This is a genomic window from Nocardia sp. NPDC056541, assembly GCF_042794235.1.
In the GTDB taxonomy this organism is placed as follows: domain Bacteria; phylum Actinomycetota; class Actinomycetes; order Mycobacteriales; family Mycobacteriaceae; genus Nocardia.
The window spans coordinates 51,005-74,752 of the sequence record NZ_JBHTUD010000021.1 but is presented as its reverse complement, the minus strand read 5'-3'; the positions used below and the strand labels follow the sequence as shown (position 1 = coordinate 74,752).

The 23,748-nt window shown below is 66.6% G+C and carries 24 protein-coding genes; 13 read left to right on the top strand and 11 right to left on the bottom strand.

The window, feature by feature from the left end:
• The first annotated feature begins 52 nt into the window (after positions 1–52).
• Positions 53–931, top strand: coding sequence for an alpha/beta fold hydrolase (locus tag ACFQ9R_RS29380; RefSeq protein ID WP_378995124.1), 879 nt, complete (start codon positions 53–55; stop codon positions 929–931).
• A gap of 17 nt (positions 932–948) precedes the next feature.
• Here ACFQ9R_RS29380 and ACFQ9R_RS29375 read toward each other — a convergent pair whose 3' ends face one another.
• Both ACFQ9R_RS29375 and ACFQ9R_RS29370 read right to left on the bottom strand, forming a co-directional pair.
• The gene (locus tag ACFQ9R_RS29375) at positions 949–2,418 is read right to left on the bottom strand and encodes an alpha/beta fold hydrolase (RefSeq protein ID WP_378995122.1); all 1,470 of its coding nucleotides are present in this window, start codon (positions 2,416–2,418) and stop codon (positions 949–951) included.
• 128 nt (positions 2,419–2,546) lie between these two features.
• The gene (locus tag ACFQ9R_RS29370) at positions 2,547–3,101 is read right to left on the bottom strand and encodes a TetR/AcrR family transcriptional regulator (RefSeq protein WP_378995120.1); all 555 of its coding nucleotides are present in this window, start codon (positions 3,099–3,101) and stop codon (positions 2,547–2,549) included.
• Between the two features lie 74 nt (positions 3,102–3,175).
• Between ACFQ9R_RS29370 and ACFQ9R_RS29365 the strand changes: the two genes are divergently transcribed.
• Positions 3,176–4,600: an MFS transporter gene (locus ACFQ9R_RS29365; RefSeq protein WP_378995118.1), complete on the top strand. Its 1,425-nt coding sequence runs from the start codon at positions 3,176–3,178 to the stop codon at positions 4,598–4,600.
• A gap of 44 nt (positions 4,601–4,644) precedes the next feature.
• Here ACFQ9R_RS29365 and ACFQ9R_RS29360 read toward each other — a convergent pair whose 3' ends face one another.
• Genes ACFQ9R_RS29360 through ACFQ9R_RS29350 form a run of 3 tightly spaced genes read right to left on the bottom strand, consistent with a single transcriptional unit; the run spans position 4,645 to position 7,743 of the window.
• Positions 4,645–5,406 (bottom strand): MerR family DNA-binding transcriptional regulator, encoded by a 762-nt coding sequence (locus ACFQ9R_RS29360; RefSeq protein WP_378995116.1) that lies wholly within the window; start codon positions 5,404–5,406, stop codon positions 4,645–4,647.
• Positions 5,378–6,283 (bottom strand): alpha/beta fold hydrolase, encoded by a 906-nt coding sequence (locus tag ACFQ9R_RS29355; RefSeq protein ID WP_378995114.1) that lies wholly within the window; start codon positions 6,281–6,283, stop codon positions 5,378–5,380. The genes ACFQ9R_RS29360 and ACFQ9R_RS29355 overlap by 29 nt, the downstream gene beginning before the upstream one ends.
• Before the next feature lie 50 nt (positions 6,284–6,333).
• Positions 6,334–7,743, bottom strand: coding sequence for a PLP-dependent aminotransferase family protein (locus ACFQ9R_RS29350; protein WP_378995112.1), 1,410 nt, complete (start codon positions 7,741–7,743; stop codon positions 6,334–6,336).
• Positions 7,744–7,822: 79 nt separating this feature from the next.
• Here ACFQ9R_RS29350 and ACFQ9R_RS29345 point away from each other — a divergent pair, with 79 nt between their 5' ends.
• On the top strand, positions 7,823–8,161 hold the full coding sequence (locus ACFQ9R_RS29345) for a cupin domain-containing protein (RefSeq protein WP_378995110.1): 339 nt from the start codon (positions 7,823–7,825) through the stop codon (positions 8,159–8,161).
• A gap of 14 nt (positions 8,162–8,175) precedes the next feature.
• Here ACFQ9R_RS29345 and ACFQ9R_RS29340 read toward each other — a convergent pair whose 3' ends face one another.
• The gene (locus ACFQ9R_RS29340; RefSeq protein WP_378995108.1) at positions 8,176–8,826 is read right to left on the bottom strand and encodes a hypothetical protein; all 651 of its coding nucleotides are present in this window, start codon (positions 8,824–8,826) and stop codon (positions 8,176–8,178) included.
• A gap of 92 nt (positions 8,827–8,918) precedes the next feature.
• Positions 8,919–9,536, bottom strand: coding sequence for an SgcJ/EcaC family oxidoreductase (locus ACFQ9R_RS29335; protein WP_378995106.1), 618 nt, complete (start codon positions 9,534–9,536; stop codon positions 8,919–8,921).
• Positions 9,537–9,705: 169 nt separating this feature from the next.
• Between ACFQ9R_RS29335 and ACFQ9R_RS29330 the strand changes: the two genes are divergently transcribed.
• Positions 9,706–11,052, top strand: a complete 1,347-nt coding sequence (locus ACFQ9R_RS29330) for a lipase family protein (protein ID WP_378995104.1) — start codon at positions 9,706–9,708, stop codon at positions 11,050–11,052.
• Positions 11,053–11,111: 59 nt separating this feature from the next.
• Here the strand turns inward: ACFQ9R_RS29330 and ACFQ9R_RS29325 are convergent, their stop codons facing one another.
• The 3 genes from ACFQ9R_RS29325 to ACFQ9R_RS29315 form a co-directional block, all read right to left on the bottom strand.
• On the bottom strand, positions 11,112–11,462 hold the full coding sequence (locus ACFQ9R_RS29325) for an Lsr2 family protein (RefSeq protein ID WP_378630144.1): 351 nt from the start codon (positions 11,460–11,462) through the stop codon (positions 11,112–11,114).
• A gap of 88 nt (positions 11,463–11,550) precedes the next feature.
• Positions 11,551–12,525 carry a diiron oxygenase gene (locus ACFQ9R_RS29320; protein ID WP_378995102.1) on the bottom strand — a complete coding sequence of 325 codons (975 nt, stop codon included), beginning with the start codon at positions 12,523–12,525 and terminating at the stop codon, positions 11,551–11,553.
• An 89-nt stretch (positions 12,526–12,614) separates the two neighbouring features.
• Positions 12,615–13,463, bottom strand: a complete 849-nt coding sequence (locus tag ACFQ9R_RS29315; RefSeq protein ID WP_378995100.1) for an SDR family NAD(P)-dependent oxidoreductase — start codon at positions 13,461–13,463, stop codon at positions 12,615–12,617.
• A 90-nt stretch (positions 13,464–13,553) separates the two neighbouring features.
• On the opposite strand from ACFQ9R_RS29315, the gene ACFQ9R_RS29310 reads away from it, so the two are divergent.
• From ACFQ9R_RS29310 to ACFQ9R_RS29270, 9 genes are all read left to right on the top strand, one after another.
• Positions 13,554–14,495 carry an alpha/beta fold hydrolase gene (locus tag ACFQ9R_RS29310; protein WP_378995181.1) on the top strand — a complete coding sequence of 314 codons (942 nt, stop codon included), beginning with the start codon at positions 13,554–13,556 and terminating at the stop codon, positions 14,493–14,495.
• Between the two features lie 155 nt (positions 14,496–14,650).
• Positions 14,651–16,846, top strand: a complete 2,196-nt coding sequence (locus ACFQ9R_RS29305) for an MMPL family transporter (RefSeq protein ID WP_378995098.1) — start codon at positions 14,651–14,653, stop codon at positions 16,844–16,846.
• A 48-nt stretch (positions 16,847–16,894) separates the two neighbouring features.
• The gene (locus ACFQ9R_RS29300; RefSeq protein ID WP_378995096.1) at positions 16,895–17,356 is read left to right on the top strand and encodes a VOC family protein; all 462 of its coding nucleotides are present in this window, start codon (positions 16,895–16,897) and stop codon (positions 17,354–17,356) included.
• Positions 17,357–17,404: 48 nt separating this feature from the next.
• On the top strand, positions 17,405–17,917 hold the full coding sequence (locus tag ACFQ9R_RS29295) for an anthrone oxygenase family protein (RefSeq protein ID WP_378995094.1): 513 nt from the start codon (positions 17,405–17,407) through the stop codon (positions 17,915–17,917).
• 46 nt (positions 17,918–17,963) lie between these two features.
• Entirely contained in the window at positions 17,964–18,800 is an 837-nt protein-coding gene (locus ACFQ9R_RS29290; RefSeq protein ID WP_378995090.1) for an alpha/beta fold hydrolase, read from the top strand.
• A 111-nt stretch (positions 18,801–18,911) separates the two neighbouring features.
• Positions 18,912–19,574 carry a hypothetical protein gene (locus tag ACFQ9R_RS29285; protein ID WP_378995088.1) on the top strand — a complete coding sequence of 221 codons (663 nt, stop codon included), beginning with the start codon at positions 18,912–18,914 and terminating at the stop codon, positions 19,572–19,574.
• A 50-nt stretch (positions 19,575–19,624) separates the two neighbouring features.
• The gene (locus ACFQ9R_RS29280) at positions 19,625–20,290 is read left to right on the top strand and encodes a GNAT family N-acetyltransferase (protein ID WP_378995086.1); all 666 of its coding nucleotides are present in this window, start codon (positions 19,625–19,627) and stop codon (positions 20,288–20,290) included.
• Positions 20,291–20,473: 183 nt separating this feature from the next.
• Entirely contained in the window at positions 20,474–20,641 is a 168-nt protein-coding gene (locus tag ACFQ9R_RS29275; protein ID WP_378995084.1) for a hypothetical protein, read from the top strand.
• Positions 20,642–20,884: 243 nt separating this feature from the next.
• Positions 20,885–22,156, top strand: a complete 1,272-nt coding sequence (locus tag ACFQ9R_RS29270) for a PucR family transcriptional regulator (protein WP_378995082.1) — start codon at positions 20,885–20,887, stop codon at positions 22,154–22,156.
• Here the strand turns inward: ACFQ9R_RS29270 and ACFQ9R_RS29265 are convergent, their stop codons facing one another.
• The gene (locus tag ACFQ9R_RS29265) at positions 22,157–23,710 is read right to left on the bottom strand and encodes an acyl-CoA carboxylase subunit beta (protein WP_378630165.1); all 1,554 of its coding nucleotides are present in this window, start codon (positions 23,708–23,710) and stop codon (positions 22,157–22,159) included.
• Positions 23,711–23,748: the final 38 nt, after the last annotated feature.

The window sequence follows — 23,748 nt, the reverse complement described above, 5'->3', positions numbered from 1 at the left end:
GATCCGCGCAGACCCCGCGGAACACCCTTCGAACGAAGCGAGAGCCCACGCGATGACCCGCACCATTCCCGGTTTCGACTACCACCGCGTCCCGGTCGCCGACGATGTCGCCCTCAACGTCGCCGTCGCCGGTGCGGGAACCCCGATCGTGCTGCTGCACGGCTTCCCACAGACTCACCTGATGTGGCGTCACGTCGCCGCCGACCTGGCGGCCGACCACACAGTGATAGTCCCCGACCTGCGCGGCTACGGCGACAGCGACAAACCCGCAGCATCCGGCACCGGCACCTACTCCAAGCGGAGTATGGCCGCCGACATCGTCGCCGCCGCCGCTGTCTTCGGTCACGACCGCTTTGCGCTCGCCGGTCACGACCGCGGCGCCTTGGTGGCCTTCCGCGCCGGGCTCGACCACCCCGCCACGGTCACCCATCTCGCCTGCTTGGACGTGCTGCCTACACTCGACATGTGGGACGTGCTGCACGGCTCGACCGCCGCCGTCGGATTCCACCTGTACCTGATGGCGCAGCCGCCCGGACTGCCAGAACAGATGATCGCCGCCGGCGCCGACGCGTTCTTCGCCTACTTCCTCGACCAGTGGGCGAAGACTCCGGACGCGATCCCCGCGCCCGTGCGCGCCGCGTACCTCGACGCCTGTCGCGGCGCGGTCCCCTCGATCGTGGCCGACTATCGTGCCTCGGCAACGATCGATATCGACCACGACCGCGCCGACCGCGCGGCAGGCGCCAGGCTGTCCATGCCCGTCACGGTCATGCAGCAGGACTGGGGCGCCGCGCTGGGATACGAAGCGGCGGCGCTGTGGTCGAGCTGGGCGCCCGACCTCGACCACCGCACCGTCGACGCGGGTCATTTCATGGCCGAGGAGGACCCCCGGACCGTCACCGCCGCCCTGCGCGAGCTTCTCCGGCGCTGAGGTCGGCGCGGCACCGCTCAGTACGAGACGGTGAAGCGCAGGCCGACGAAAGTGTTGTCCTCCAGCGCGTCGACGATCGCGCTCGCGTAATCGCCCACGCTGATCCGGCTTTCACCAGCGGCGTCCACGATCGGGGTGTCGCGAGCCTCGGCCCGATAGACGCCGGTCGCCTCGCCGGGGACCAGGTGCACCGGCGGCGGGCTGACGTAGGACCACCGGACCGGGGAGTCGGCGGCACGCAGAATTTCCAGCGCCTCGCTCTGGTCACGGGCCGTCTCCAGGTACTGGGCGGGGAACTCGGCAGAATCGAGGAAACGCTGTCCCGGTGCGTATTCGAGGCTGCCGCCACCGCCGAGGAACACCAGGCGGTCGACCCCGGCGAGGGGCAGGGCAGCCAGGAGGGTCTCGGCGCCACGCGGCACCAGTCGGTCATCGCCCTTGACCGCCGCGACGACGGCGTCGTGTCCCGCGACGGCATTCTTGACCGAGGCCGCGTCGGTGACATCCACCGTGTCCCGGCCGAGCGCGGTGACCTGCATACCGCGAGCGGTCGCCGCGCGGACAACCGCACCGCCGAGATTGCCCGTGGCGCCGATGACAGCGATCCTCATCGGCTGGCGCCGGCGCAGACCGTCCACGAAATCACTGATGAGCGGGGCGATTTCGGGAAGGTTCTCCTCGAGCGCGAAATGGCCGGTCTCGAAGAGGTGGATGGTGGCGTCGGGGAGATCGCGGAGGTAGGCGTTGGCGCCCGCCTCGGGGAAGAAGGCGTCATTGCGACCCCACAGCACCAGCGTCGGCGGCCGGTGCTCGCGCAACCACTGCTGCCACACCGGGTAGAGCGCCACATTGGTGTGGTAGTCGAGGGCCAGGTGTACCTGCGCGTCCTTGCGGCCGGGGAGGTCGAGAAAATGCTGGTCCAGGGTCCAGCCGTCGGGTGCGACGAGTTCGAGATCGGTGGTGCCGCCCTCGTATTGGCCGCGGGTGACGGGCAGTTCGAGGATCTGGCGAACGTTGTCCTGTGCGCCCGGCTGGCCCGGCTTGTTCGCGGTCATCGCGCGTGCCATGTCGGACAGGCCTTCGTCGTAGGTGTTCGCGTTCTGCACGATCAGACCTGCGATCCGCGCGGGGCGGCGGGTGGCCAGACGCAGGCCGACCGGTCCGCCGAAGTCGAAGACGTACAGCACGAATCGGTCCAGGCCGATCGCGTCGACGAAGCCTTCGACGATGTCGGCCAGCCGTTCGAAGGAGTAGACGAAACCGTCGGGGACCTCGGTGTGCCCGAAACCGGGATAGTCGGGGGCGATCAGCCGGAATCGGCCACCGAGGGCGTCCATGAGCCGTCGGAACTGGTGTGAGGACGACGGAAAGCCGTGCAGGAGAAGCAGTGTCGGTGCGTTCGCGGGTCCGGTCTCTCGATAGAAGACCCGCACCCCGTCGACCTCGACGACCCTGTGCCTGATATGCGGGACGGTCACTACCGCCATGTCGAAACCGGCCTCTCTGAACATATTTCGTAGACGGATCCATGATCAACTGTTCGCCGGGCGTGATCAACGCCGAACTGGCCGGGCGTGGCGTCCAGGGCACCGTGCGGGACGGCGTGTGGCCTCGGCTATCGCGGCAGAAGTTGAAGGATGCCCCGGGTGGCCCGGCGAAATGGTTCGCTCGACTGTGCGCCGCGAGCAAGGACATAGGCGCCCTGTCGGACAGCGAGAATCGTGGCGGCGAGGTCGTCGACATCGAGGTTCGGGTCGAGTTCCCCGTTTCGTCTGCCCTCGGCGAGGACTTGCCGGATCTGATCCTGGATCCAGTCGAACGTCGTGGCTATCGGTTCTCGTAGCGAATCGTCGTCCACCACCGCCGCGTCTTGGACGAGCCGCCCGAGTCGGCAACCGCGCAGCACATTTTCGTCGAGGGTCAAGAATGCCGAGACTTTCTCGCGGGTGGTGGACCCGCTGTCCAGCCGGGCGGTGATCTGGTGTTTCAGCTCGTCGCTCATCTGCAGCTCGGCAGCGACGGCCAGGGCCGCCTTGCTGCGAAAATGGTGGTACATGCTGCCTTGTCCGGCACCGGCGAGCTCTTGGACCGCTCGCGGACTCGTGCCCGAGTAGCCGCGTTCCCACAGCAGGGTGTGCATGCTCTCGATCAATCGCTCGGACGCGGTCATCGCCCAACTGTACCTATCAGTAGGTACAGTGGCGATCTGTACTCATAGGTACAGGATCGACGAAAGGCGGCGCGATGGGGGCAGCGGGTTCGGAACGGGCGTCTGTGACAGCGGACGAGTCCGCGCAATCGGGCAGGAGTCGCGAGCGGTCGCCGAACACAACCGCCGCCCTGGCCGCACTCTGCCTGGGGTTCTTCATGATTCTGCTGGACGGCAGCGCGCTGAATATCGCGTTGCCGTCGATTCGGGCCGAGACAGGCGGGTCGATGGTGGCCGTGCAGTGGTTGGTGAACGTCTACACAATTCCGCTGGCCGCGCTGCTGCTCAGCGCGGGAACGCTGGCTGATCGGCTCGGCGCCCGCCGGGTGTTCGCCTGGGCGCTGGGCGGATTCACCGTCACGTCGCTGATCTGCGCTGTGAGTGCGACCTTGCCGGTGCTCCTCGTCGCGCGGTGCGTTCAAGGGATCTTCGCCGCCGGAGTCCTGCCCACCACGCTGGCGATCATCGCCCGGATGTATCCGGACGCGACGCAGCGCGCACGCGCGATCACCGTGTGGGGCGCGACCGGCGGTGTCGCACTGGTTGCCGGGCCGATCGGTGGCGGACTGCTCACCGAGGTACTGGGCTGGCGATCCATCTTCTTGCTCAACGTGCCGATCGGAGCGACGGCGCTGTGGCTGACCTGGCGGCACATCGCCGAAACCGCACGCCGTGACGACGGATCCTTCGACTGGACGGGCCAACTCCTGGCGATCGCGGGTCTGGGGGCACTCGTCGGCGGTCTGATCGAAGGTGGTGAACGGGGCTGGTCGTCGCCGTTGACGCTGGTACTCCTTGCCGCGTCCGCCCTGTTCCTGTCGGGGTTCGTCGGGGCCGAATCGCGGGTTGCGTCGCCGGTCCTGCCGTTGACGATGTTCCGCAGCGCACCCTTCTCCGCCTCGATCGTGAACGGGTTCGCCTTCCAATTCGGTGCCTACGGGCTGCAATTCATGCTCGCTGTGTTCCTGCAGACACAGTGGGGCTACGACGCCCGCACCACTGGATTGTTCTTCCTGCCGTTCGCTGTTCTGTGGACGTTCGCGACCCTGGTACTCAACCGCCGGTGGGCGGACCGTGGGATGAGGTGGTTGCTGATCACGGGGTCCCTCACCGCTGGGGTCGGGGCTGTCATGTGTTCGGCGGTGGGAGAGCCGGACAGGTGGCCCGCCGTGCTGTTCGGCTCCGCGGTCGTCGGATTCGGCTGCGGACTGTTCGGGCCCAGCTGCAACGGTGCGGCGATGGCCTCCGCGGAGCCGCGCTGTGCCGGTCTGGCATCCGGAGTCCTCAACACCTCGCGTCAGGTCGGAATGGCGATCGGGATCGCACTGTTGGGTGGGTGCCTGGCTGCTCCGGATCCGATCATCGGTGCGCGCATCGGGATCATTCTGACAGCCGTGTGTTTCGTCGCGATCGCCGTGCTGAGCTCGCGCTACGTGCCGCGTCGCAGCGCGGCGCAGTGATCCGACGCGGTCCGGACCAGCGTGATACCGACCGCGCAATCGGGTCAGGTTCCGGAGGCTCGGTGTTCGGCGCGGTGGGTGAGTGCGTCGACGATGCGTTGCCAGGCGGGGGAGGACTCCGCGATGTGGGAAGCGACCAGTTCGGTGGAGCGGGTGGGGCCGCGGGTGTGGGCGATTTCCCAGGCGTCGAGGTCGTCGATGAGGCGGTCGAGGCGTGGGTCGTGGGGGTGCCAGTCGACCGATTCATCGACCGCGCGGTACAGGCGGATGGTTTCCGGGTCGTCGAATTCGGCGTTCTTCTCCCGGACCCGGTGCGGGATCGCGTCGGCGTCCAACGCGTGCAACAAGATCCAGGCGTCACGCTCGAGGCGCATCCGTTGGTCGCTGATGCCGAGACCGCGCATCCGGTTCAGCAGGGTGACCACCTCGCCGGGGAGGAAAAGGCTTTCGCCGCTTGCCAGTTCGGCGATCCGGTGGCGGTACTCGGCGAGCTGATCGATCTTGCGCCCGAGCGCGGTGTCGATCTCGCTGATGGCCGTGGCGAATTCGGCCGGTTGGGCGTGGAGCAGCGCGTCGATCCGGGACAGCGGAACGCCCGCGTCGGCGAGGGTTCTGATCCGGATGAGATCGACCGCCGCCTGCGCGGGGTAGCGGCGATAGCCGGAGGCGTCGCGCTCGGGCTCGGGCAACAGGCCGACCTGGTGGTAGTGGCGTACCGTGCGTACGGTCACGCCGGCGGTCGCCGCGAGTTGGCCGATGGTGAGCACCGCGCCGATCCTAGCGGCGACGAACCTGGTCGATGACATCGCGGATCGCCTCGACCACGGCATCGGGGCGATCGAAGCAGAGCCGGTGGTGCACGGTGTCGGAGAGAATGCGCTGTTGCCCCTGGGAAACCCCGCGTACCATCGCCGCGTCCATTCGCCGCCTGCCGTCGTGGATCTCGGCCAGCGCCTCGGGCGGCTGGTGCGGGTCCGGGCCCAGCACGCTGAGCGCCACCAGCGGAATATCGGGAATGTTGGGCCCGGCGTGCAATTCGGCGGCCAGTTCCGGCAACCCATTGCGCTCGGCGAAGCCCGCCCGGATCCACTCGTCGCTCGCCTTCGCCTCCGTCAATGCTCGCCGCACCGGTTCCGGGTAGTCCACGAGCAGCCCGGCGGCCATTTCGCGAAGGGTTGTACGCAGGCGTTCGAGCTGCTCGGCATCGGGTGCGGGCGTCGCGGCCGCGGCCAGTCCCATCGCCGGTGGCATGAACTGGTCCCAGTCTCGGTGCAAGCCGTCCATCCAGACCAGTCCGGCCACGTGCTGCGGGTACAGCTGCGCGAACCGGTGCGCGTAGAGGCATCCGAGTGAGTGGGCAGCGAGAACATAAGGGCCCGAGAGTTCGTCGAGAGTGCCCAGCAGCTGGTGCAATTCTGTGGCGACCGCGGTGGCGGTACGGGGCAGGGGCAGCGGATCGCTGTAGCCGGTGCCGCCGCGGTCGTACACCACGGCGCTGGTGAACTGCGAAACCTGCTGCTGCACACCGAAATAGTCGAGGCCGACCGCACTCGCGCCGGGCAGGAAGACCACCGCCGGTCCACCACTGCCCGACCGATGGACGAAAAGGCGATTGCCGTCGATCTCGGTGAACCCGCCGACCGGCGGTGCGGGCTTCGTCGAGGAGATGTCGTTGTTCGTCATGCGACAAGGGTGCAACCCTGACGCTGCGTCAAGGTCAACCTCTGCGTCGGCTACAGCGCGAGCGGAGGCGCGGCGGCAGTGAGTGTGGTCGGCGGGCGGTAGGTACGCCACGCTTGCGCGAGGCGATCGGCTGCGGTGGTGAGGGTCTCCAGCGGATGCAGGAAGTGGATCCGCAGATAACGGTCGCTGCCGCCGGTCGGATCGAGCCCGCCGCCGGCCAGGATCGAAATACGGTGTCGCAGTGCGGCTTGTGCGAAGGAGGCGCCATCACCGTGCGGTAGCCGGATCCAGAGCGTCTGTCCGCCCCGGACCCGCGCCACGTCCCATTCGGGAATCCGGCGCGCGAGCTCGGCACACAGGTGGTCGTGGCGGCGCTCGCGTTCGGCGGCCTGGGTGTGCAGCATGGCGTCGCGGCGGGGGAGTAGCTCGGCCGCGGCCAGCTGGGCGGGAAGATTGCCGCCGAGATCGTGCACCGCGCGCAGTCTGGCGAGCTTGGCCACGACGGGGGTCGCCGCGCGTATCCAGCCGATACGTAGTCCGCCCCAGACGCTCTTGCTCAGCGAACCGACGGTGATCACGGTGTCGGCGAACACGGCAAGGGGCGGCGGAGTCTCCTGGCCCGGGAAACCGAGTTCGGCGAGCACCTCGTCATCGATCAGCGGAATCCCTTCTGCTGCTGATTTTTCCGCGAGACCGCGGCGCACGAGCGTGGAAAGCACCGACCCTGTCGGGTTCTGAAAGGTGGGGATCACGTAGGCGAGTGCGGGCCGACGGTCTCGGATCGCGCCCGCGAAACCGTGCAGTCCGGGCGGCAGTCCGGAGACGACCGCTGCCTCCGCGCGAAAGGCTTCCAACGCCCCCGGGTAGGTCGGGGCTTCCACGAGGACGTGATCGCCGGGCCGAAGGTAAGCCCGGGCGAGCAACGACAGTGCTTGTTGCCCACCGGCGGTGACGAGGATCTGCCCGGCCTCGGTCGGCAGCCCGCGCCCTCGGTAATACGCGGCGACGGCCTCCCGAAGCGTCGGATGGCCCGACGGGTAGTAGCCGATGTCGTCGGTCGTCGCGGCCAACGCGGGCAGCATCGCCGCGTAGGACTCGGCCAGTTCGACCGGCGGCCGGTCCGGTGCCGCGCAGGCCAGCGAGATCACGTCGGATCGCGGCTCGAGCAGGTCGAGAAACATCGGCTCACTCGTGGTCGCCGGCGGATCGATCCTTGGCGTCCCCGCGACGCGGGTGCCACTGCCCTGCCGCCGCACGATCCGGCCTTCGTCCTGCAGCAGGTCGTAGGCCGCTACCACGGTGCTCCGCCCGACCGACAAGGCGACGGCGAGTGTCCGATCCGGCGGCAGCAGCACCCCCGGCGCCAGTTCGCCGTCCTCGATCAGCGCGCGCAACCCCGCCGCGAGCAGGGCATACAGCGGCCCACGCCCCGCCGACCAGCGGCCGAGCCGATCTGTCACGTCAATTGGTTCCATAGGCAGACCAATTATGCTCGATTGGCGCTGGATCGTCGCCCCGCGCGGCCCGACGATGATCACCATGACAGCCTCGAGCACCACCGGTTCCGTCTCGATCCCCGCGGCCATCGCAGCCCTGCCCGGCCCGTTCCAGCAGCACGAGCTGGCAACGGTCAACGACACCGTCGTCCGCGTCGCCCGGCTGGCGGGTGAGTTTCCCTGGCACCACCACGACGAAGACGAACTCTTCCTCTGCTGGGACGGCACGTTCCGCGTCGAACTGGCAGACCGCGCACCCGTGATCCTGCGACCCGGCGAATTGTTCGTGGTGCCCAGGGGAATTCGGCACCGGCCGGTCGCCGACGAGGTCGCGCACGTGCTCTTGATCGAGCGCCCGGAGACCGCGCAATACGGCAACTGAACGCCGTCCGCACGTCACACCCGCGAGGTCACCGTCCCGGCTTCGACGGGCACCGTGCGAAGGAGTTCGGCCACCTCGGTGGGTGTGGCGGAGGGAAAGAGCTGCCGCACACCGATCATCGCCAGGAGCCGATCCTGATCGGCACCGACGCCCATCCGCGACACCACATCGTGGGCGGCACGGTTGGCCTCGGCGATCTCGTCGGCTTTGCTCAAGCGGGTGAGGTTCTCGCCCACGATCTTGTCGAGGTCGGTGGAACGCTTGTAGAACAGCGCGGTGATCCCGACCGGCACCGCGCCCATGATCGAGGTCGCGGCGGCGGCGTCGCGATTGCCGAACGCCACCATCGACGCCGCGGCGAGAACCACCACCACGCCGCAGCAACCGCTGATCATGTACGCCCAGAAGAACGCCGTGCTCTGCACCATCGCGCTGCGTACCTGGCGAAGGTATTCCTCTGTTCGACGACGCGGCGTCCCGGTGTCGCCGGTGGCCGGATCCGCCGGTTCCGAGACGACCGGGGCAGCGGTGTCGCCGGTCATGGTGACTTCGATGGCCCGCTTGCTGACGCGGCGACTGAATGTCGCGGAGAACCACGCAGACACCGCGGCGATCATCGTGGGGATCAGACCACCCACCCCGATCAAGGCCAAGACTTCGTCCACCGTATTCCCCCGAATCGAGCGCCGACACCCCTGTAACGTTCACGCGCACTCTACCCCGCGCCGGTTGTCCACTCGCACAAGGTGATCGGTGTTCATCGTTCGGCTGTCGGCTTGGTTGCCGGGTCGAAGAGGAACGAGATCCGCTCCATCCTGGGCTGACGCTGGGTGTTGTGGAAGGCCGCGATGCGCCACTGGTCGTCGGGTTCGCGCACCAGGGTGTAGGTCTGGGTCTTGGACAGTTCGGCGGGCTTGTCGTCGTCGTAGCGGTCGCCGCGGCTGGTGACGATGGCGACGTCGGCGCCGTAGAAGCGGGCATCGAGGAAGGAATCCGCGAGCTTGGAGCCTTTCAGGAAGCCGTTGAACAGTGCGCGATGCGCCTCGGTCAGATCCGCGCGGCCCTGGTAGTGGGTGCCGATAAACGTTGTGTAGGTGGCATTTTCGGTGAACGTGGCGCCGAAGGCATCGGCGTCGTTGCGGTCCCAGGCGGCGGTCATCGCGCTGAGCGTGGCGCACACCGCACGCAGATCGGATTCGGTGCCGCCGTCGGGGACGAGGCTCGCGCACTCGGTGACGCCGATGTTGCGCACCTCGGAGGTGTAGCCCAACCACAGGTAGCCGGCGGCGCCGGCAAGGCCGAGCACGAGGGTGGTGGCACCGAGTGCTCGCCCGATGGTGCGCCGTCGGGATTTGGTGGGGGCGATGGTGGTCATGGGGGCGCCTCTCGATTAACTCTGCCTGAAAGAAGTATCTGCGTATAGGAAGAGAGTATTGGCACGATTGATCGCTTGTCAACGGCGAGTGGTGAACATGTGAACAAGAAATCTTGTTAGAAACAAGTCACCGTGCTGTAATCAGCGTCACCTAGACAGAGGAGACGCCATGCAGCGCAGCGCGGCAGCCACCGTTCGCCCGGGGTGGGGACGCAGGCTCGGAACGAGGTGGGCGGCGGTGCCCTTGGCGGCGGTGTGCCTGGCGATATCGAGCGTCGGCACCGCCGCCGGTGACCCGTATCCGAGTTTCCCGCCGGATCAGAACCAGCTCCCGCAGCTGCCCGCCGAACCCCAGCTCTACGACATGCTGCCGATCCCGGTGCCCGCCGAGGATCCCTGGTACGACGACCCGGCGGACCTCGATTCCTATGCGCCCGGACAGATCATCCGTTCCCGAACGGTGCAGACACGCCTGCTCGGCCTACCCTTCCCGGTGCATACCGAACAGCTGCTGTTCCGGAGCAACGACGTGCACGACAACCCGATCGCGACCGCGACCTCGGTGATCGTTCCCGGTATCCCGTGGTCGGGCAGTCCGCGGCCGGTGGTGTCCTTCCAGGAAGCCATCGACGCGACCGATTCGTCGTGCAACCCGTCCTACACATTGCAGACAGGCACGATGAAAGAGGCTGCGCTGGCGGTGTATTGGCTCGCGCAAGGGTTCGCGATCAATGTCGCCGACTTCGACGGCAAGTTCAACACCTTCAACACCTACGACGAAGGCAAAATGGTGCTCGACAGCCTGCGCGCCATGAAGAACTCGGCATTGGGCCTGACGGACTCCGGGATCGCGCTCTACGGGTACTCCGGCGGCGGCTCCGGTTCGATCCGGGCGGCTGAACTCCGCGAGAGCTACGCCCCCGATGTGCGGTTGCTCGGCACCGCGGTGGGTGGATTCCCCGCCGATCTGCGAGCCCAGGCCCAGTACGCGATCGCCCAGCGGCCGGGCCTTACCGGCGCCGGTAATTTCACGATGTGGCTCGGGTTCGCCGCGTTGTCGCGGGAATTTCCCGATCAGTTCGACGCGAAGGAATTGCTGACCCCGGAAGGGCAGGCGATCGTGGCGGATATGCGCAGTCGTTGCGTTTACACGATCGCCGCCGCCGGCGCGTACCGGCCGATCAGTGCCTATTTCCAGCCGGGGAAGACACTCGAAACGGCACCGGGGGTGATGGAGGTTCTCGCGGACCAGAGTCTGGGACACCATATTCCGGACAGCCCGATCTTCTGGTGGCACGGAATCTGGGACGAACTGATCCCGACGTCGGCGGTACTACCGACGGTGCACGACTACTGGAACCGGGGCGCGGATCTGCGGTTCTACACGATGCCGCTGCCGGAACACATCGTCAATGCCGTCGCGGGCTGGCCGCCCGCGGTCGCCTGGACCAGTGCGGTGCTGCGCGGTCTCCCGCCGGGCGAGCGATTCAAAGCCGATATCCCGCTGCCCAACTGAAACGAAAACAGCACGGCGCGCGGAGGGAATGCGCGCCGTGCTGTCGACGAACCGAAACTTTACGCCGAGGCCTGCTCATAGGCCGAGATGACGTCCGCCGAGATCCTGCCGCGGCTGGACACCGTGTGTCCGTTCTGCGAAGCCCACGCCCGGATCTCGGTGAGATCGTTGCGACGGGTGGATTCTGCCGCCGGTGCCGCGCCGAGACGACGTGCAGCGCCTGCCTTCGCGCGGCCGGTGCGACGCGCGTACGGAACCCACTGTTCGAACACCTCACGCAACTGTGCCGCGTTGGCATCCGACAGGTCGATTTCGTAGGCCGCCCCATCGATTCCGAATGTGACAGTCGCATCGGCAGCGGACGTGCCATCGAAATCATCGACAAGTGTGACAACGACTTTGCGCGCCATGGGAGTCCTGTTCGTTCGGGTGCCGAGAATTACCGTCGTTGATCTTAGTTGACGACGACGCGGGTTATTCGCTCGGCATCAGTGGCGATCAGCTCGCCCGGCGTTGCGGCTCACCGCGGTAGCGGGTGTAGCCGCCGTCGACTTTCAGTAGCTTCCACAGCTGTCGGGTCACCGGGTTCATCATGCCGAGTTCGTCGACCAGCGTTCGGATGTCGCCGAAGAATCCGCTGAGGATCTGACGGGAGGTGGGGCTGCGCCAGAACGCGTCGTCGAATACCTCGTCGGGGATGTCGAACTTGGTGGCGAAGGATTTCGACGGCTTGACCAGTTCGTCGGCCAGCCAGCGCATCGCGATCGGGAACGCCACCGCACAGACCGCGGTGCGCACCGGGCCCATGCGGGCGATGTGGGTGCGCAGGAACTCGTTGGCGAACGAGATGTGGCGCGCCTCCTCGGCGATATGGATCTGCATGATCCGCAGGAGGGCGGGCTGGGTCTCTTTGTCGGAGCGGATCAGCGCCTTCTGATAGTGATCGATCGGCTCCTCACCGCCGAGGATGCCGATGAACAGAATGGCCCAGAAGTAGCCGCCCGCGACACCGATGAACGGTGACATCACCCGGAACATCGGCCGCATGCCCGGCACATCGTCGCCGATGCGATTGACCAGCTCCTGGAACATCTGGATGTGGTTGCACTCCTCGGTCATCTCGTGGAGGCAGTACCGGAATTCGGGAGAGCCGTTGGGCAAGGTCATGGCGTACTGCATCATCCCGCGGATCAGGATGGATTCGAATGCCAGCCCGACCTTGGCCGCGTTGGCTTGTCGCCACCGCCCTATCTCGATCCGGCGCTCCAGCGGCAGGTTCTGATACCAACTCGTGGCGCCGAGCGGGTCGAGCTCGCCGGAGAGCTCCCAGCGCGGATCGTCGCGATCGATCGCGAGTTCCGGTGCGTCCCAGTCGATGTCGAGGTAGGGGTCGAACCGGCGATGGACCGACCCTTCCGACAGTGTGTGCAGGGTTTCGGCGTACTCGGCAGCCGCGGTTTTCGAGAACGTCATTGTTTCTCTCCGTTGTCACCTGGACAGCCATCGAGCGGCTGATCCTCAATGTAAATGTAACGCACTGTCGCAGGTAATTCTAGGGGGAGTCAGTCGGCGCGCGGGATGCGTCCGTCGACGTCGGTGAATCCGTAGTCCTCGGCGAGGTCGGCGACTTTCCAGGACTTCCCGGAGCGAGTCGACCGGCCCGGGTCGGCGGCCAGTGCCACCACGGCGCGCCCGGGGAATCGCGGGGTCTCGGCGGCGTCGAGATCGAAGGAGCCCTCGCCGGGCAGGGTCACCCGGCGGTGACCGTGTTCGTCTGCCGGGACCAGTTGCAGCAGTTCGGTATCCACGATTCCCGGCCAGATCGAGACGGCGGTCGCACCGGTGCCGTTCAGGTCGTGGGCGAGGTCGGCGGTGAGGCGATCCAGCGCGGTCTTGCCGACGCCGTAGACGGCATTGTGCATGTACCGCCGCGCGCCGGGGGAGGAGACATTGACGATGAGCCCGGCCGACTCGATCAGCAGTGGCGCGGCGAAAACGCTGGCCACGTAGTGCGATCGCACGCCGATTTCGAAGGTCTCGTCCCAAGCCTTGGGCGGCACGTCCCAGAACTTGCGGCCCAGCCAGCGGGCGGCGGCGGGGGAGTTGTAGACGTTGTTGACCAGCACGTCGAGACGGCCCTGTTCCTCGCGGACCCGTGCGAACAGCTTTTCGACCGCATCGTCGTCGCGGTGATCGCAGACCGCCGCGACACCGTGCCCGCCGAACTCGGTGACCATCGCGGCGGTCTCCTGCACGGTGCCGGGCAGTCTGCCCGGCTCGGTGGTGCGCCCGGTGACGTACACGGTCGCGCCGGCCGCGCCCAGTTCGAGGGCGATGCCTTTGCCGATGCCACGACTTGCCCCGGTGACGACCGCGACGCGCCCGGCCAGAATCTTGGGTGTTCCGCTCATGACCTCCGGACACTACCGTCAAATCAGAACACGTTCTAGAAATTGGAGGCGGTAGTGGAGCAGAGATTCCTCGACACGGGCGGAATCCGGATGCATGTCACCGAGCAGGGGCAGGGCTACCCGGTCGTGTTCTGTCACGGCTTTCCGCACACCGGGTTCATCTGGCACCGGCAGATCGACGCCGTGGCCGAGGCGGGATACCGGGCCATCGCGCCCGACCTGCGCGGGTACGGCCGAACCGAGGCGCCCGCTGATGTCGCCGCCTATACCAATGCGGCCGTGATCGGCGACCTGCTGGCGCTCCTCGACGACATCGGCGCCGAGAAGGCCGTGTTCGTCGGCCTCGATTTCGGTGCCCAACTGGTGTGGGAACTGTCGCTCCGCGCTCCCGAGCGGGTCGAAGCCGTTGTGGTGCTGAACAATCCGTACTCGCCGCGCCCGCCGCGCCCGCCGTCGGCGTTCTGGACCAAGGCCGCCCAGCGTCACTTCCTGCACCTGTCCTATTTCCAGCAACCCGGCGTCGCCGATGTCGAACTCGCCGCACGGCCGCGGGAATTCCTGTCCCGCGTCTACTTCTCCCTCTCCGGCGACTACCACTATCTCGACACCTGGAAGAACCCGCCGGGTCTGGGTTACCTGGATGTGCTGCCCCAGGCGCCCGCGCTGCCGTGGGCCTGGCTCACCGAGGACGAATTCGACACCCTCGCCACCGAATTCGAACGGACCGGTTTCACCGGAGGCTTGAACTGGTACCGCAACCTGGATCGCAACTGGGAGCTCTCCGAGCCTTTCGCCGACGCCCGGATCGAGGTCCCGACGTACTTCCTCTACGGCGAGAACGATCCCGACATGGAGGGCTTCAGCGGTCGTGACCCCCTCGCCACGCTGCGTGCCAATGTCACCGACCTTCGCACAGTCGTGGAACTTCCGGGGGCGGGCCACCTCGTCCACCTCGAGCGAACCGACGCGGTCAACGACTTCCTGATCGCCGCGCTGCGGGAGGTCGGCGTCGATCAGCGCGCGCGGTCGTAGGTCAGGAAATCTCGCGGTGAGCCTGCTCGCGTAGTCGTTCGGTGGAAAACCGCGAAGTGGCGGTACTTTTGATGGGAGGCAGATCAGGCGAACCACGGGAAAGGACGCGGCCTCTTGGAGATTGCGCTCGGAGCCGATGAACGGACGGCGAGCTAGTGTTCGCGCGCTGGGGCGATCTGGTCCATCGATTCCGCTTCGCGGTACTCGGCGTCGTCGTGGCCGCATTGCTGGCGCTCGGCGGGTACGGCCTGGGATTGCACGATGAGCTGAGCTCGGGCGGCATGGACGATCCCGGCTCGGAATCCGCGCTGGCAGGGCGCTTGGCGGACAGTGCCTTCGGTCGCAACCACGACCTCGATGTGGTGGTGCTCTACACCGCGCCGCCCGGCCGGACCGTCGACGATCCCGAGTTCAGCCGCAAGATCGTCGACAACCTCAACAGCCTGCCTCGTGCGTATCCCGGCGCGATCTCCGGCGTCAACGGGGCCTACTGGCCGACGGAAACGGGCCGGGCGAGTGGTTCGCTGTTCGCGACCCCTGACCGCACCCGTGCGGTCGCCGCCGTGGCCATCGTCGGCGACAACGACACCGAGATGCTGCGCAACACCAGAAAGGTGAAGGACGCCTTCACGATTCCCGGTGTCGATGTGCAGGTGGGCGGCCTGCAGCCGGTGGCGGGAACACTCAACGACACCCTGTCCGACGACATTCGGCGGATGGAAGTCCTCGCCTTCCCGGTGGTCGCCCTGCTGCTGTTCTTCATCTTCGGCGGTGTGGTCGCGGCCGCGCTGCCGTTGATCGTGGGTGGGTTGACGATGGCGGGTGCGAGCGGGATCGTGCGCACCTTCACCTACGTCACCGAGGTGAACTCTTTCGTCGCGCCGGTGGTGTCGATGATCGGCGCCGGATTGGCCATCGACTACGGGCTGTTCATCGTGAGTCGCTTCCGTGAGGAACTCGCCGAAGGCTACGACACCGCGTCGGCGGTGCGGCGCACGATGACGACGGCGGGGCGCACCGTGGTGTACTCCGCGACGATGATCATCGCCAGCGCGGGCGGCATGCTCTTGTTCCCGCAGGGGTTCCTGAAATCCATCGCCTACGGCGCCATCGCGACTGTGTCGCTGGCGGCGCTCACCGCGATCACCTTGCTGCCCGCGATGCTCGCGATCCTCGGTGCGCGCGTAGATCTGTGGGGCAGCAGACGGCTCCGGCGAACGAAGTCCGCGCACGAGGTGGAGAACGGTTTCTGGGGTCGGAGCACCCAGTGGGTGATGCGGCATCCGGTGAAGGTCGCGGGTGTGCTGTGCGTGGTGTTGGTGCTGCTGATTCTGCCCGCCCGCAACCTCGCCTTCGGTGGCTTCAGCGAACGATATCTACCGCCGGACAACAGCACTCGCGTCGCGCAGGAGCAGATCGACGCGACCTTCCCCGGCCGCCGATCGGATCCGATCGACCTGATCTTCGTCTCCGACGACAGCGTCGCGATCGGTGCGGCCCTGAAACTGGCCAACCGGGCACCCGGGCTGGCGGCGAAGTTCGAACTGCCGTCGCGCTCGCCGGTGCAGTCCGATGTCTACCGCACCACAACGACGCTCACAGACTCCGATGCGGCCGGTGACACCATCGAGTACCTGCGCGGCATCGAACTTCCCGACGGGGTCCAGATGCTCGTCGGCGGTGTCCCCACCATCCAGAAGGACAGCATCGACGCGCTGCTCGAGCGCATCCCATGGATGATCGCCCTCGTCCTGTTCGTCACCACCTTGCTGATGTTCCTGACCTTCGGTTCGCTGGTCCTGCCGATCAAGGCCGCCCTCATGAGCGCGCTCGGCCTCGGCTCGACGCTGGGCATCCTCACCGTGATCTTCATCGACGGTCACGGCGCGAGTCTGCTGAACTTCACCCCGCAACCCATCCAGGCCAACATGCTGGTGATGATCATCGCCATCATCTACGGCCTGTCCACCGACTACGAGGTCTTTCTGCTCTCGCGGATGGTCGAAGCGCGGGCCGCGGGTGCCTCCACGACGGAGGCTGTTCGCATCGGCACCGCCCACACCGGCCGCATCATCACCGCCGCCGCCCTGATCCTGCTCGTCGTCACCGGCGCCTTCGCCTTCTCCGACCTCGTCCTCATGCAATACGTCGCTTACGGCATGATCGCCGCGCTCATCATCGACGCCACCGTGCTGCGCATGCTCCTGGTCCCCGCGACGATGAAACTGCTCGGCGACGACTGCTGGTGGGCTCCCACCTGGATGAAGGCCGTCCACGCCAGATTCGGACTGGGCGAATCACCGTCCTCGGCAACGACAGCGGCAGATTGTCGGACCTCTGACATACGGTGACCGAAGATCTGTCACGCCGTGTGTTCGGTTGCCATGAACGGAGTACTGATGAGCCGCCATATTCAGATCACCTTCGACGCGCACGATCCGGCCGCGCTGTCGACCTTCTGGCGGGATGCGCTGGGATACGTGCATCCGGGGCCGCCGGGCGTCGAGGTGCCCGCCGGGGTGGACCCGCTCGTGGTGTGGGATCAGTTCCTCGCACGGATCGGGGTTCCGGCGCAGGAGCGGAACTCGAAATCGGCGATCGAGGATCCAGAGGGTCACGGTCCGCGGGTGTTCTTCCAGCGGGTACCCGAGGGCAAGGTCGCGAAGAACCGGGTTCACCTCGATGTGCGGGCGGCGCCCGGGCTGCAGGGGGACGAGCGGATGGCGGCGTTGGAGACCGAGTGCGCGCGACTGGTCGCGCTGGGTGCGCAGCGGGTCGAGCGCTTCGAGCCCGAGCCGCCGATGAGTGCCGGGTGGATCGTGATGACCGACCCCGAAGGCAACGAGTTCTGCCTCGATTAAATTTGACAGTCTTGTCAGAGCTAGAGGCGGGCGGCTAACTTCGACCTCATGAAACACGCTCCGATACGCGCACTGGCCCTGCTCACCACCGGTCTTCTCGCCGGTGCGTTCGGCTACGGTGCCGCGAATCTGGTCCCGACTTTTCATCGGGTCCCGCTGCAGATGCGCCTGGAATTCCACACCGAGCTCATGCAGAACAACAGCATCAGCATGCAACTCACCATGGCCGCCGCCGCGCTGAGCTGCCTCGTCCTGGCCGTCGTGCAGACGGGCAGGGACCGGGCGCTCGCCGCGGCGGCCGCGCTGCTCGTCGTCGGATCGTTCCTCATCACCCGGCTCGGCAACGTGCCGATCAACCACAAGATCAACGCCTGGGCTGTCGACGGCGCGCCCGCCGATTACGCCGACATCCTCGCGCGGTGGGATCTGTTCCACTTCCTGCGGACCGGGACAGCACTGGTCGCGTTCGCGCTGATCATCGCCCTGGTGGTGTGGCGTGCCGAGGAGCAGAAGCGAGAGTTTCGCCGTGCGGACGAGGGGGTCGGGGCTACCGTGGGTTGACCACGACGGCGTGGTCACGTGGCTGCCACCGGAAGGAAGCCCGGGGATGCGGTATTTCGACTTTCGCGGAACTTCGATCGCCTATGACGAGGCGGGTGCGGGGCCCCCGATCGTCTTCCTGCACAACCTCGGCGGCGATCGTCACATCTGGCGTGCGCAATTCGACGCCCTGCGGCAGACGCATCGGGTGTTCGCGATCGACCTCATCGGCTACGGCGATTCCGACGCTCCCGACAACGGATACACCGTCGAGAACTATCTGGCCATGGTCACCGCGTTCTTCGAGGAGCAGGATCTGCGTGATGTGACGCTGGTCGGCCACTGTTTCGGCAGTGCGCTGTCGCTGCTCTACACACAGCGCAATCCCGACCGGGTGCGGTCACTGGTGCTGAGCAGCCCGCTGACCCCGGCCACTCTGCGGCCGACCCGCACCGCGTGGGCGGCGCGACTGGGTCGGCGCGTGCACATCGACGCACTGCTTGCCCGTGTGCGCATTCCCGGCCCGCTGGCGGGACTGATCGTGGCAGAACAGCTGGGCTCGGAGAAAGCGCCGCACGCGGCGGACATCGTCGCGCACCTACGCGAGAGCTGGACCGAACCCCGCCGGCTGATGGTCACCGCCGCGATCTCCCGGGAGATCCCGCGGCTCGGCGAACTGGACGAGTTCGTGCCGCCCCCCGGCTTTCCGCCCATCACCACGGTCTGGGGCAGCCGCAATCGAGTGCTGTGCGCTCGCGCCGGCGCCATGCTGAACCGCACGTTGGCGCCGTCTCGGGCGATCGTCGTGGAGGGTGCGGGGCACCTGGTGATGGTCGAGGCGCCCGATCAGGTCACCGCCGCGGTGCGCACCGCGACGACAGGCGCCCGCGTCGTCGATTCCTAGGACGAACGAACCACCGCCGGGCGTGAATCCCGCTCCGCCGCGACATGCGGCGGAGCGGGCGCTGTTGCTCGGTGAACCGAACTTGTCGGTGCGCGAAGTTAGTCTGCTCTCATGGACGGACCGGACTCTGCGCTACGCCGCTTGACCCGCGAGGCGGGAAAGCTGTTGCGGCCATATGGCTTTCACGGAACGGAAGCATCCTGGACCCAGGTCACCGAGGGCGGGGTCGCCTCGATCCGCCGCACCCGCGTCCAGCGGACCTGGACAGACGGTCAGCAGGCGCTCGGATTCGGTCTCGAGCTCAGCGCGACGCCGACCGCCTGGTGGGAATACTGCGCGTGGCGTGACGCTGTGCGCGACCTCCCGCCGGCGGCGCTCGAGCAAGCCACCGGTCCCGGCGTGATCGACAACCACGGCCTGAGCGCGGAGCTGACCGAGTTGTGGTGGCTGCGCGTCGATCCGGCCCACCGGGAGCGCCCCGCACTCCAGGCCGACGTCGACGCCGTGCGCGCCGACTTGCCGGTGCGCGTCCATGCCTACGCGCGCCGGGCACTGCGATTGCTCGAACCGGACGCCTATCTGGACGAACTACTGGCGGACCCGAATCCACGGCCTGCCGTGCTGGAGGCGATCATCGTTCTGCTCGCCGAACACGGGCCGGGACCGCGACTAGACGATGCGGTGACCCAGTTCCGATTATCCGTAGCCGACCCGAACGAGTCGGGCGCCGAGGACGTCATCGCCTACCTGCGCGGCCGAGCCGTTCCGGTCTGATCGCCCTGCTCGAGCAGCCGGACGGACGGCTCGCCATTATCATTCCGCCCGTGGGAGATGCGGTACAGGAAGATGCTCGGCGGGTTCGCCCCGGCAACCGGAAGGACTTCGGTGTCGCCGCCGAACTCTTGGCGGCCTCCTTGGCGAATGATCCGGCGAGCCTGTGGCTGCACCCGAAGGAATCCAGCCGCAGAACCCGGCTCGTCCGCTCGTTTCGATTCTCGCTCGATGACGCCCGCGATTGCAGCGACGGCGTCGACCTCGCGCTCGACAGCACCGGCGCGATCGTCGGCGTCGCGGTATGGCTGGCCACCTTTCACATCCTGCCGCGAGCGACGCTGGGTCGACAGCTGAGATCGATCCACACCTACGGTTCGCATGCCGGACGTGCCAGTGCCGGTGCGCGCGCGACCTACGCGGCAGGTGTGCAGGAGCAGCATTGGCACTTGCTGGCCGTGGGCGTCTCCGCGTCGGCGCGTGGACACGGACACGGACGGGATCTGATCGCGGCGGGAATGTACCGAGCTGCCGCGGACGGCGTCCCCGTGCACCTGGAAACGACGAATCCCCACAACCTGTCCTTCTACGAACGCCTCGGATTCGAGACGACCGGGGTGCTCGACCTTCCGGGTGGCGGCCCGCGCAGATGGCTCATGCGTCAAGTGCCGCAACCGATCCCGAATCCCGCTCGGGACCGGCGGCCGCGCAATACCTGAAGGCGCTACGAAACGCGAGAAGTTCGCGATGGAAATTGTTGTGGAAATCCATGACAATTCCGCGGAAAGGGAATTGGAACGTCAAAACCTGTGCACGGTGATAGCGGTCCGCGTGGTGGCCGTGATCTGATCGAGATGTCCCGAAGCTGGGATGCTTCACAGAGTGCAAATAAGGATGACCGTATGAACTCCAGAATTTCCCGTCCGCTCGCCGTCGCCGCGATCGCGCTGTCCGCCGGTGCGATCGGCGCAGGCACCGCCACGGCCGCGGCGCCTGCGCCCGTCTCGGGTTCGGTGGAAGTGTGTGTTCCCCTTCCGCTCCCGGTGCTCGAGGTCAGCTTCTGCCTGTAACCGACTGACACGGCTAAATGCGGCGGTGGCGACACCGTTCACGGAGTGAAGATGTGCGCGGCTCCGGTTCGGATCCGCCACCGCCGCACCGTTGTGGACCCGCAGGCCCGCGGGTTTCTTTGTCGGAAAGCATCATTGATCCAGCCTTCTCTTACTCTTTGTCACAAGTGAAGGTTGGACGGGGGATTGTCGTTCACGGTAGTTTGGGGGCTTGCCCAGTGATCTGGGTGGGAAGGATTCATCATGGCTGGCGCAACGTCCATCGAGCCGTTCCTGACCGTTTCGGGGCGGCCGGTGTCGAACCCCTTGAAGGATGTACGGACGATATCCCGCCAGATGGTGGTGCATTTCATCGAGAATGTCGTGCCGTGCGGCACGCTGCCCGGCGAAGCACTCGACGGAGACGTCACCACGGTGACCCGCGTCTGTCTCGAGCTGACCAGGAGCATGCTCGACGGCCGCGATATCCCGGGACGGGTCGAGCGAGTACAGGCCGCCGCCGCCGATTGGGCGCGCGAGGGAATCCCGATCGACACCATTCACGACGCCGTGCACGAGGGCTTCAAACTGGGCTTCGATCTCGTCATCACCAACGTCACCAATCATGACTACGACACCGTGGTCGGGGTGGCTCGGCGGCTGATGGACGCCCAGAAGATGATCACCTCGGCGGTCTCGGTGGCCTACGTCCGCGAATTGCGATCGGTGGACAGTGAGCACCACACCGCGGTGCACACCCTCACATCGGCGCTGCTCGGCGGCCAGAACACGTCGACGATGGCGCGCGAATGTGGCATCGAGGTCGCCGATCGCTATCACGTGATGGCGCTCGAACTCCCCCCGCACGCAGAGGAATTCGATCCCACTCTGGACGCGAAAGTCGTCGCGCGACGGAAATTGCGCCGCGTGCAGGCAGAACTGGCGGACCGCTGTGACGGGAAGGTGCTGTCGCTGTTGAGCGTGGACGGCGGCACGCTACTGTTGCCCGCGCACGAATTCACCCAGGTGGAATTGGATGAGCTGATCGTGCACCTGTCCGCCGCGGCGCAGGTGCCGGTGCGTGCGGTGGCGACGTCGGCGACGCCGTCCGAAATCCCGCACGCCGCCGAGCAAGTCCATGAACTCGTCGAAATCGTGCATCGGTTCGGTGGTCCGAGCAAGGTATATCGCCCGCACGAATTGGCCTTCGAATATCAGCTGACCCGGCCGGGCCCCGCGCGCGATTATCTGAGTTCCATCGTCGATTCCCTCGAAGCGCATCCGGAACTACTACGCACGCTCGAGGTGTACATGTCCACGAATATGCAGCGGTCACGGACCGCGCGCATGATGTTCATCCACACGAACACCGTCGACTACCGATTGAAAAGGATCGGCCAGATGACCGGGTTCGACCTCAACGACGTGTCCGGTCTGTGTCATCTGCGCGCCGCTCTGTTGATCCGGGCCCACCGCGGGTCCGGATCAACAGAGCTCTATCGGCCTCCGAGCGAAACCAGTTCGCGCGCGGGCTGATCACATGGGGTAGAGCGGGTGCTTACGCGGGTTGAACTCCGGCTTGACCGGCGGCTTGTCGCGCAGCAGGCGCAGTGCGTGCCGGATCTCGAGGCGGGTGCGTGAGGGCTCGATCACCGCGTCGATGTAGCCGCGCTCGGCGGCGACCCACGGGGTGGCGATGGTCTCGTTGTACTGGTTGATCATGAAATCGCGCGCCGCGGCGCGGTGTTCCTCGGGGACAGCGGCCAATTGGCGTTTGGCGGCGAGGTCGACCGCACTTTCGGCGCCGATCACGGCGATCCGGGCGGTCGGCCAGGCGAAGCTGACGTCGGCACCGACCTGACGGCAGCCCATCATTCCGTAGGCGCCGCCATAGGACTTGCGCACCACCAGGCTGATGATCGGTACTGTCGCCTCGATGATCGCGCGCGGCATCCGGCCGCCCCGGATGATCACGCCCGCGTCTTCCTGATCGAGGCCGGGCAGCACGCCGGGAGTATCGGTGACGAAGATCAGCGGGATGTTGAAGGCGTTGCACAGCCGGATGAAGTAGGTGCCTTTGTCGGAGCACGCGGCGTCGACGGACCCGCCGAGGACCAGTGGCTGATTGGCGATCACGCCGACCGGATAGCCGTCGACCCTGGCGAACCCGGTGATCAGGTTCGGGGCGAAAGCCGCCCGGATCTCATGGAATTCACCATCGTCGAACAGGCGCAACAGGACGTCGTGCATGTCGTAACCCGCACGATCGGAATCCGGGATGATCGTCTCGAGTTCCAGGTCGTAGGCGGTGATGTCGGGTTCCAGGCCGGGATTGACGACCGGCGGCTGTTCGAGGCAGCTCGACGGCATATAGCTGAGATAGTTGCGGGCCCAGTCGAAGGCTTCCTGCTCGTTGTCCGCGACGTGATGCAGGGTGCCACGTTTGGCCTGCACCTCCGCGCCGCCGAGCGCCTCGGCGCTGATGTCCTCACCGTTGACGGCCTTGATTACGTCGGGCCCGGTGACGAACATGTAGGTGTCCTTCGTGCCGACGAGCACGTCGGTATTGATCGGTCCGTAGACCGAGCCCGCCGCGCATTTGCCGAGCATGATCGACACCTGCGGCACATAGCCCGACAGCTTCTCCAGAACCCGGGTCATATCGCCGAACGAGGCGAGTGAACCGGCCGCGTCCTGCACCCGCGCGCCGGGGGATTCGTTGATCGTCACCACCGGGCAACCGTTGTCGAACGCGAGTTTGAGCGCCTGCATGAACTTGCGCGCCGCCGTGATACCGACCGACCCGCCGTACACGGTCGGATCATGAGCGATCACGATCACTGTCCGGCCATGGATCAGCCCACGACCGGTCACCAGTCCGTCGCCGTAGAGGGCATCGGGCTGTCCGGGCTGACGTGCCAACGCTCCGATTTCGATGAATGTCCCAGGGTCGAGCAGCATGTTCATCCGCTCGCGAACGCTCGGAACGCCCTTCTTCGCTCGCTTCGCTACGGCGGCCTCACCTGCTGGTTCCGCGGCGATCGCCAGAATCTCGGCCAGCCCGTCGAGCTTCGCCTTGGTACTTACCACGCTTACTGCCACCTTCCAACCAACTCAAATGCTGTGCG

Bases quoted from the DNA above. Each gene is read 5' to 3' on its own strand.
- ACFQ9R_RS29310 (WP_378995181.1), top strand. From the start codon at position 13,554: ATGCATGTCACCGAGCAGGGGCAGGGCTACCCGGTCGTGTTCTGTCAC.
- ACFQ9R_RS29300 (WP_378995096.1), top strand. From the start codon at position 16,895: ATGAGCCGCCATATTCAGATCACCTTCGACGCGCACGATCCGGCCGCG.
- ACFQ9R_RS29360 (WP_378995116.1), bottom strand. From the start codon at position 5,406: ATGTCATCGACCAGGTTCGTCGCCGCTAGGATCGGCGCGGTGCTCACC.
- ACFQ9R_RS29330 (WP_378995104.1), top strand. From the start codon at position 9,706: ATGCAGCGCAGCGCGGCAGCCACCGTTCGCCCGGGGTGGGGACGCAGG.
- ACFQ9R_RS29345 (WP_378995110.1), top strand. From the start codon at position 7,823: ATGACAGCCTCGAGCACCACCGGTTCCGTCTCGATCCCCGCGGCCATC.
- ACFQ9R_RS29365 (WP_378995118.1), top strand. From the start codon at position 3,176: ATGGGGGCAGCGGGTTCGGAACGGGCGTCTGTGACAGCGGACGAGTCC.
- ACFQ9R_RS29270 (WP_378995082.1), top strand. From the start codon at position 20,885: ATGGCTGGCGCAACGTCCATCGAGCCGTTCCTGACCGTTTCGGGGCGG.
- ACFQ9R_RS29370 (WP_378995120.1), bottom strand. From the start codon at position 3,101: ATGACCGCGTCCGAGCGATTGATCGAGAGCATGCACACCCTGCTGTGG.
- ACFQ9R_RS29295 (WP_378995094.1), top strand. From the start codon at position 17,405: ATGAAACACGCTCCGATACGCGCACTGGCCCTGCTCACCACCGGTCTT.
- ACFQ9R_RS29320 (WP_378995102.1), bottom strand. From the start codon at position 12,525: ATGACGTTCTCGAAAACCGCGGCTGCCGAGTACGCCGAAACCCTGCAC.
- ACFQ9R_RS29355 (WP_378995114.1), bottom strand. From the start codon at position 6,283: ATGACGAACAACGACATCTCCTCGACGAAGCCCGCACCGCCGGTCGGC.
- ACFQ9R_RS29335 (WP_378995106.1), bottom strand. From the start codon at position 9,536: ATGACCACCATCGCCCCCACCAAATCCCGACGGCGCACCATCGGGCGA.
- ACFQ9R_RS29375 (WP_378995122.1), bottom strand. From the start codon at position 2,418: ATGGCGGTAGTGACCGTCCCGCATATCAGGCACAGGGTCGTCGAGGTC.
- ACFQ9R_RS29380 (WP_378995124.1), top strand. From the start codon at position 53: ATGACCCGCACCATTCCCGGTTTCGACTACCACCGCGTCCCGGTCGCC.
- ACFQ9R_RS29285 (WP_378995088.1), top strand. From the start codon at position 18,912: ATGGACGGACCGGACTCTGCGCTACGCCGCTTGACCCGCGAGGCGGGA.
- ACFQ9R_RS29290 (WP_378995090.1), top strand. From the start codon at position 17,964: ATGCGGTATTTCGACTTTCGCGGAACTTCGATCGCCTATGACGAGGCG.
- ACFQ9R_RS29275 (WP_378995084.1), top strand. From the start codon at position 20,474: ATGAACTCCAGAATTTCCCGTCCGCTCGCCGTCGCCGCGATCGCGCTG.
- ACFQ9R_RS29315 (WP_378995100.1), bottom strand. From the start codon at position 13,463: ATGAGCGGAACACCCAAGATTCTGGCCGGGCGCGTCGCGGTCGTCACC.
- ACFQ9R_RS29325 (WP_378630144.1), bottom strand. From the start codon at position 11,462: ATGGCGCGCAAAGTCGTTGTCACACTTGTCGATGATTTCGATGGCACG.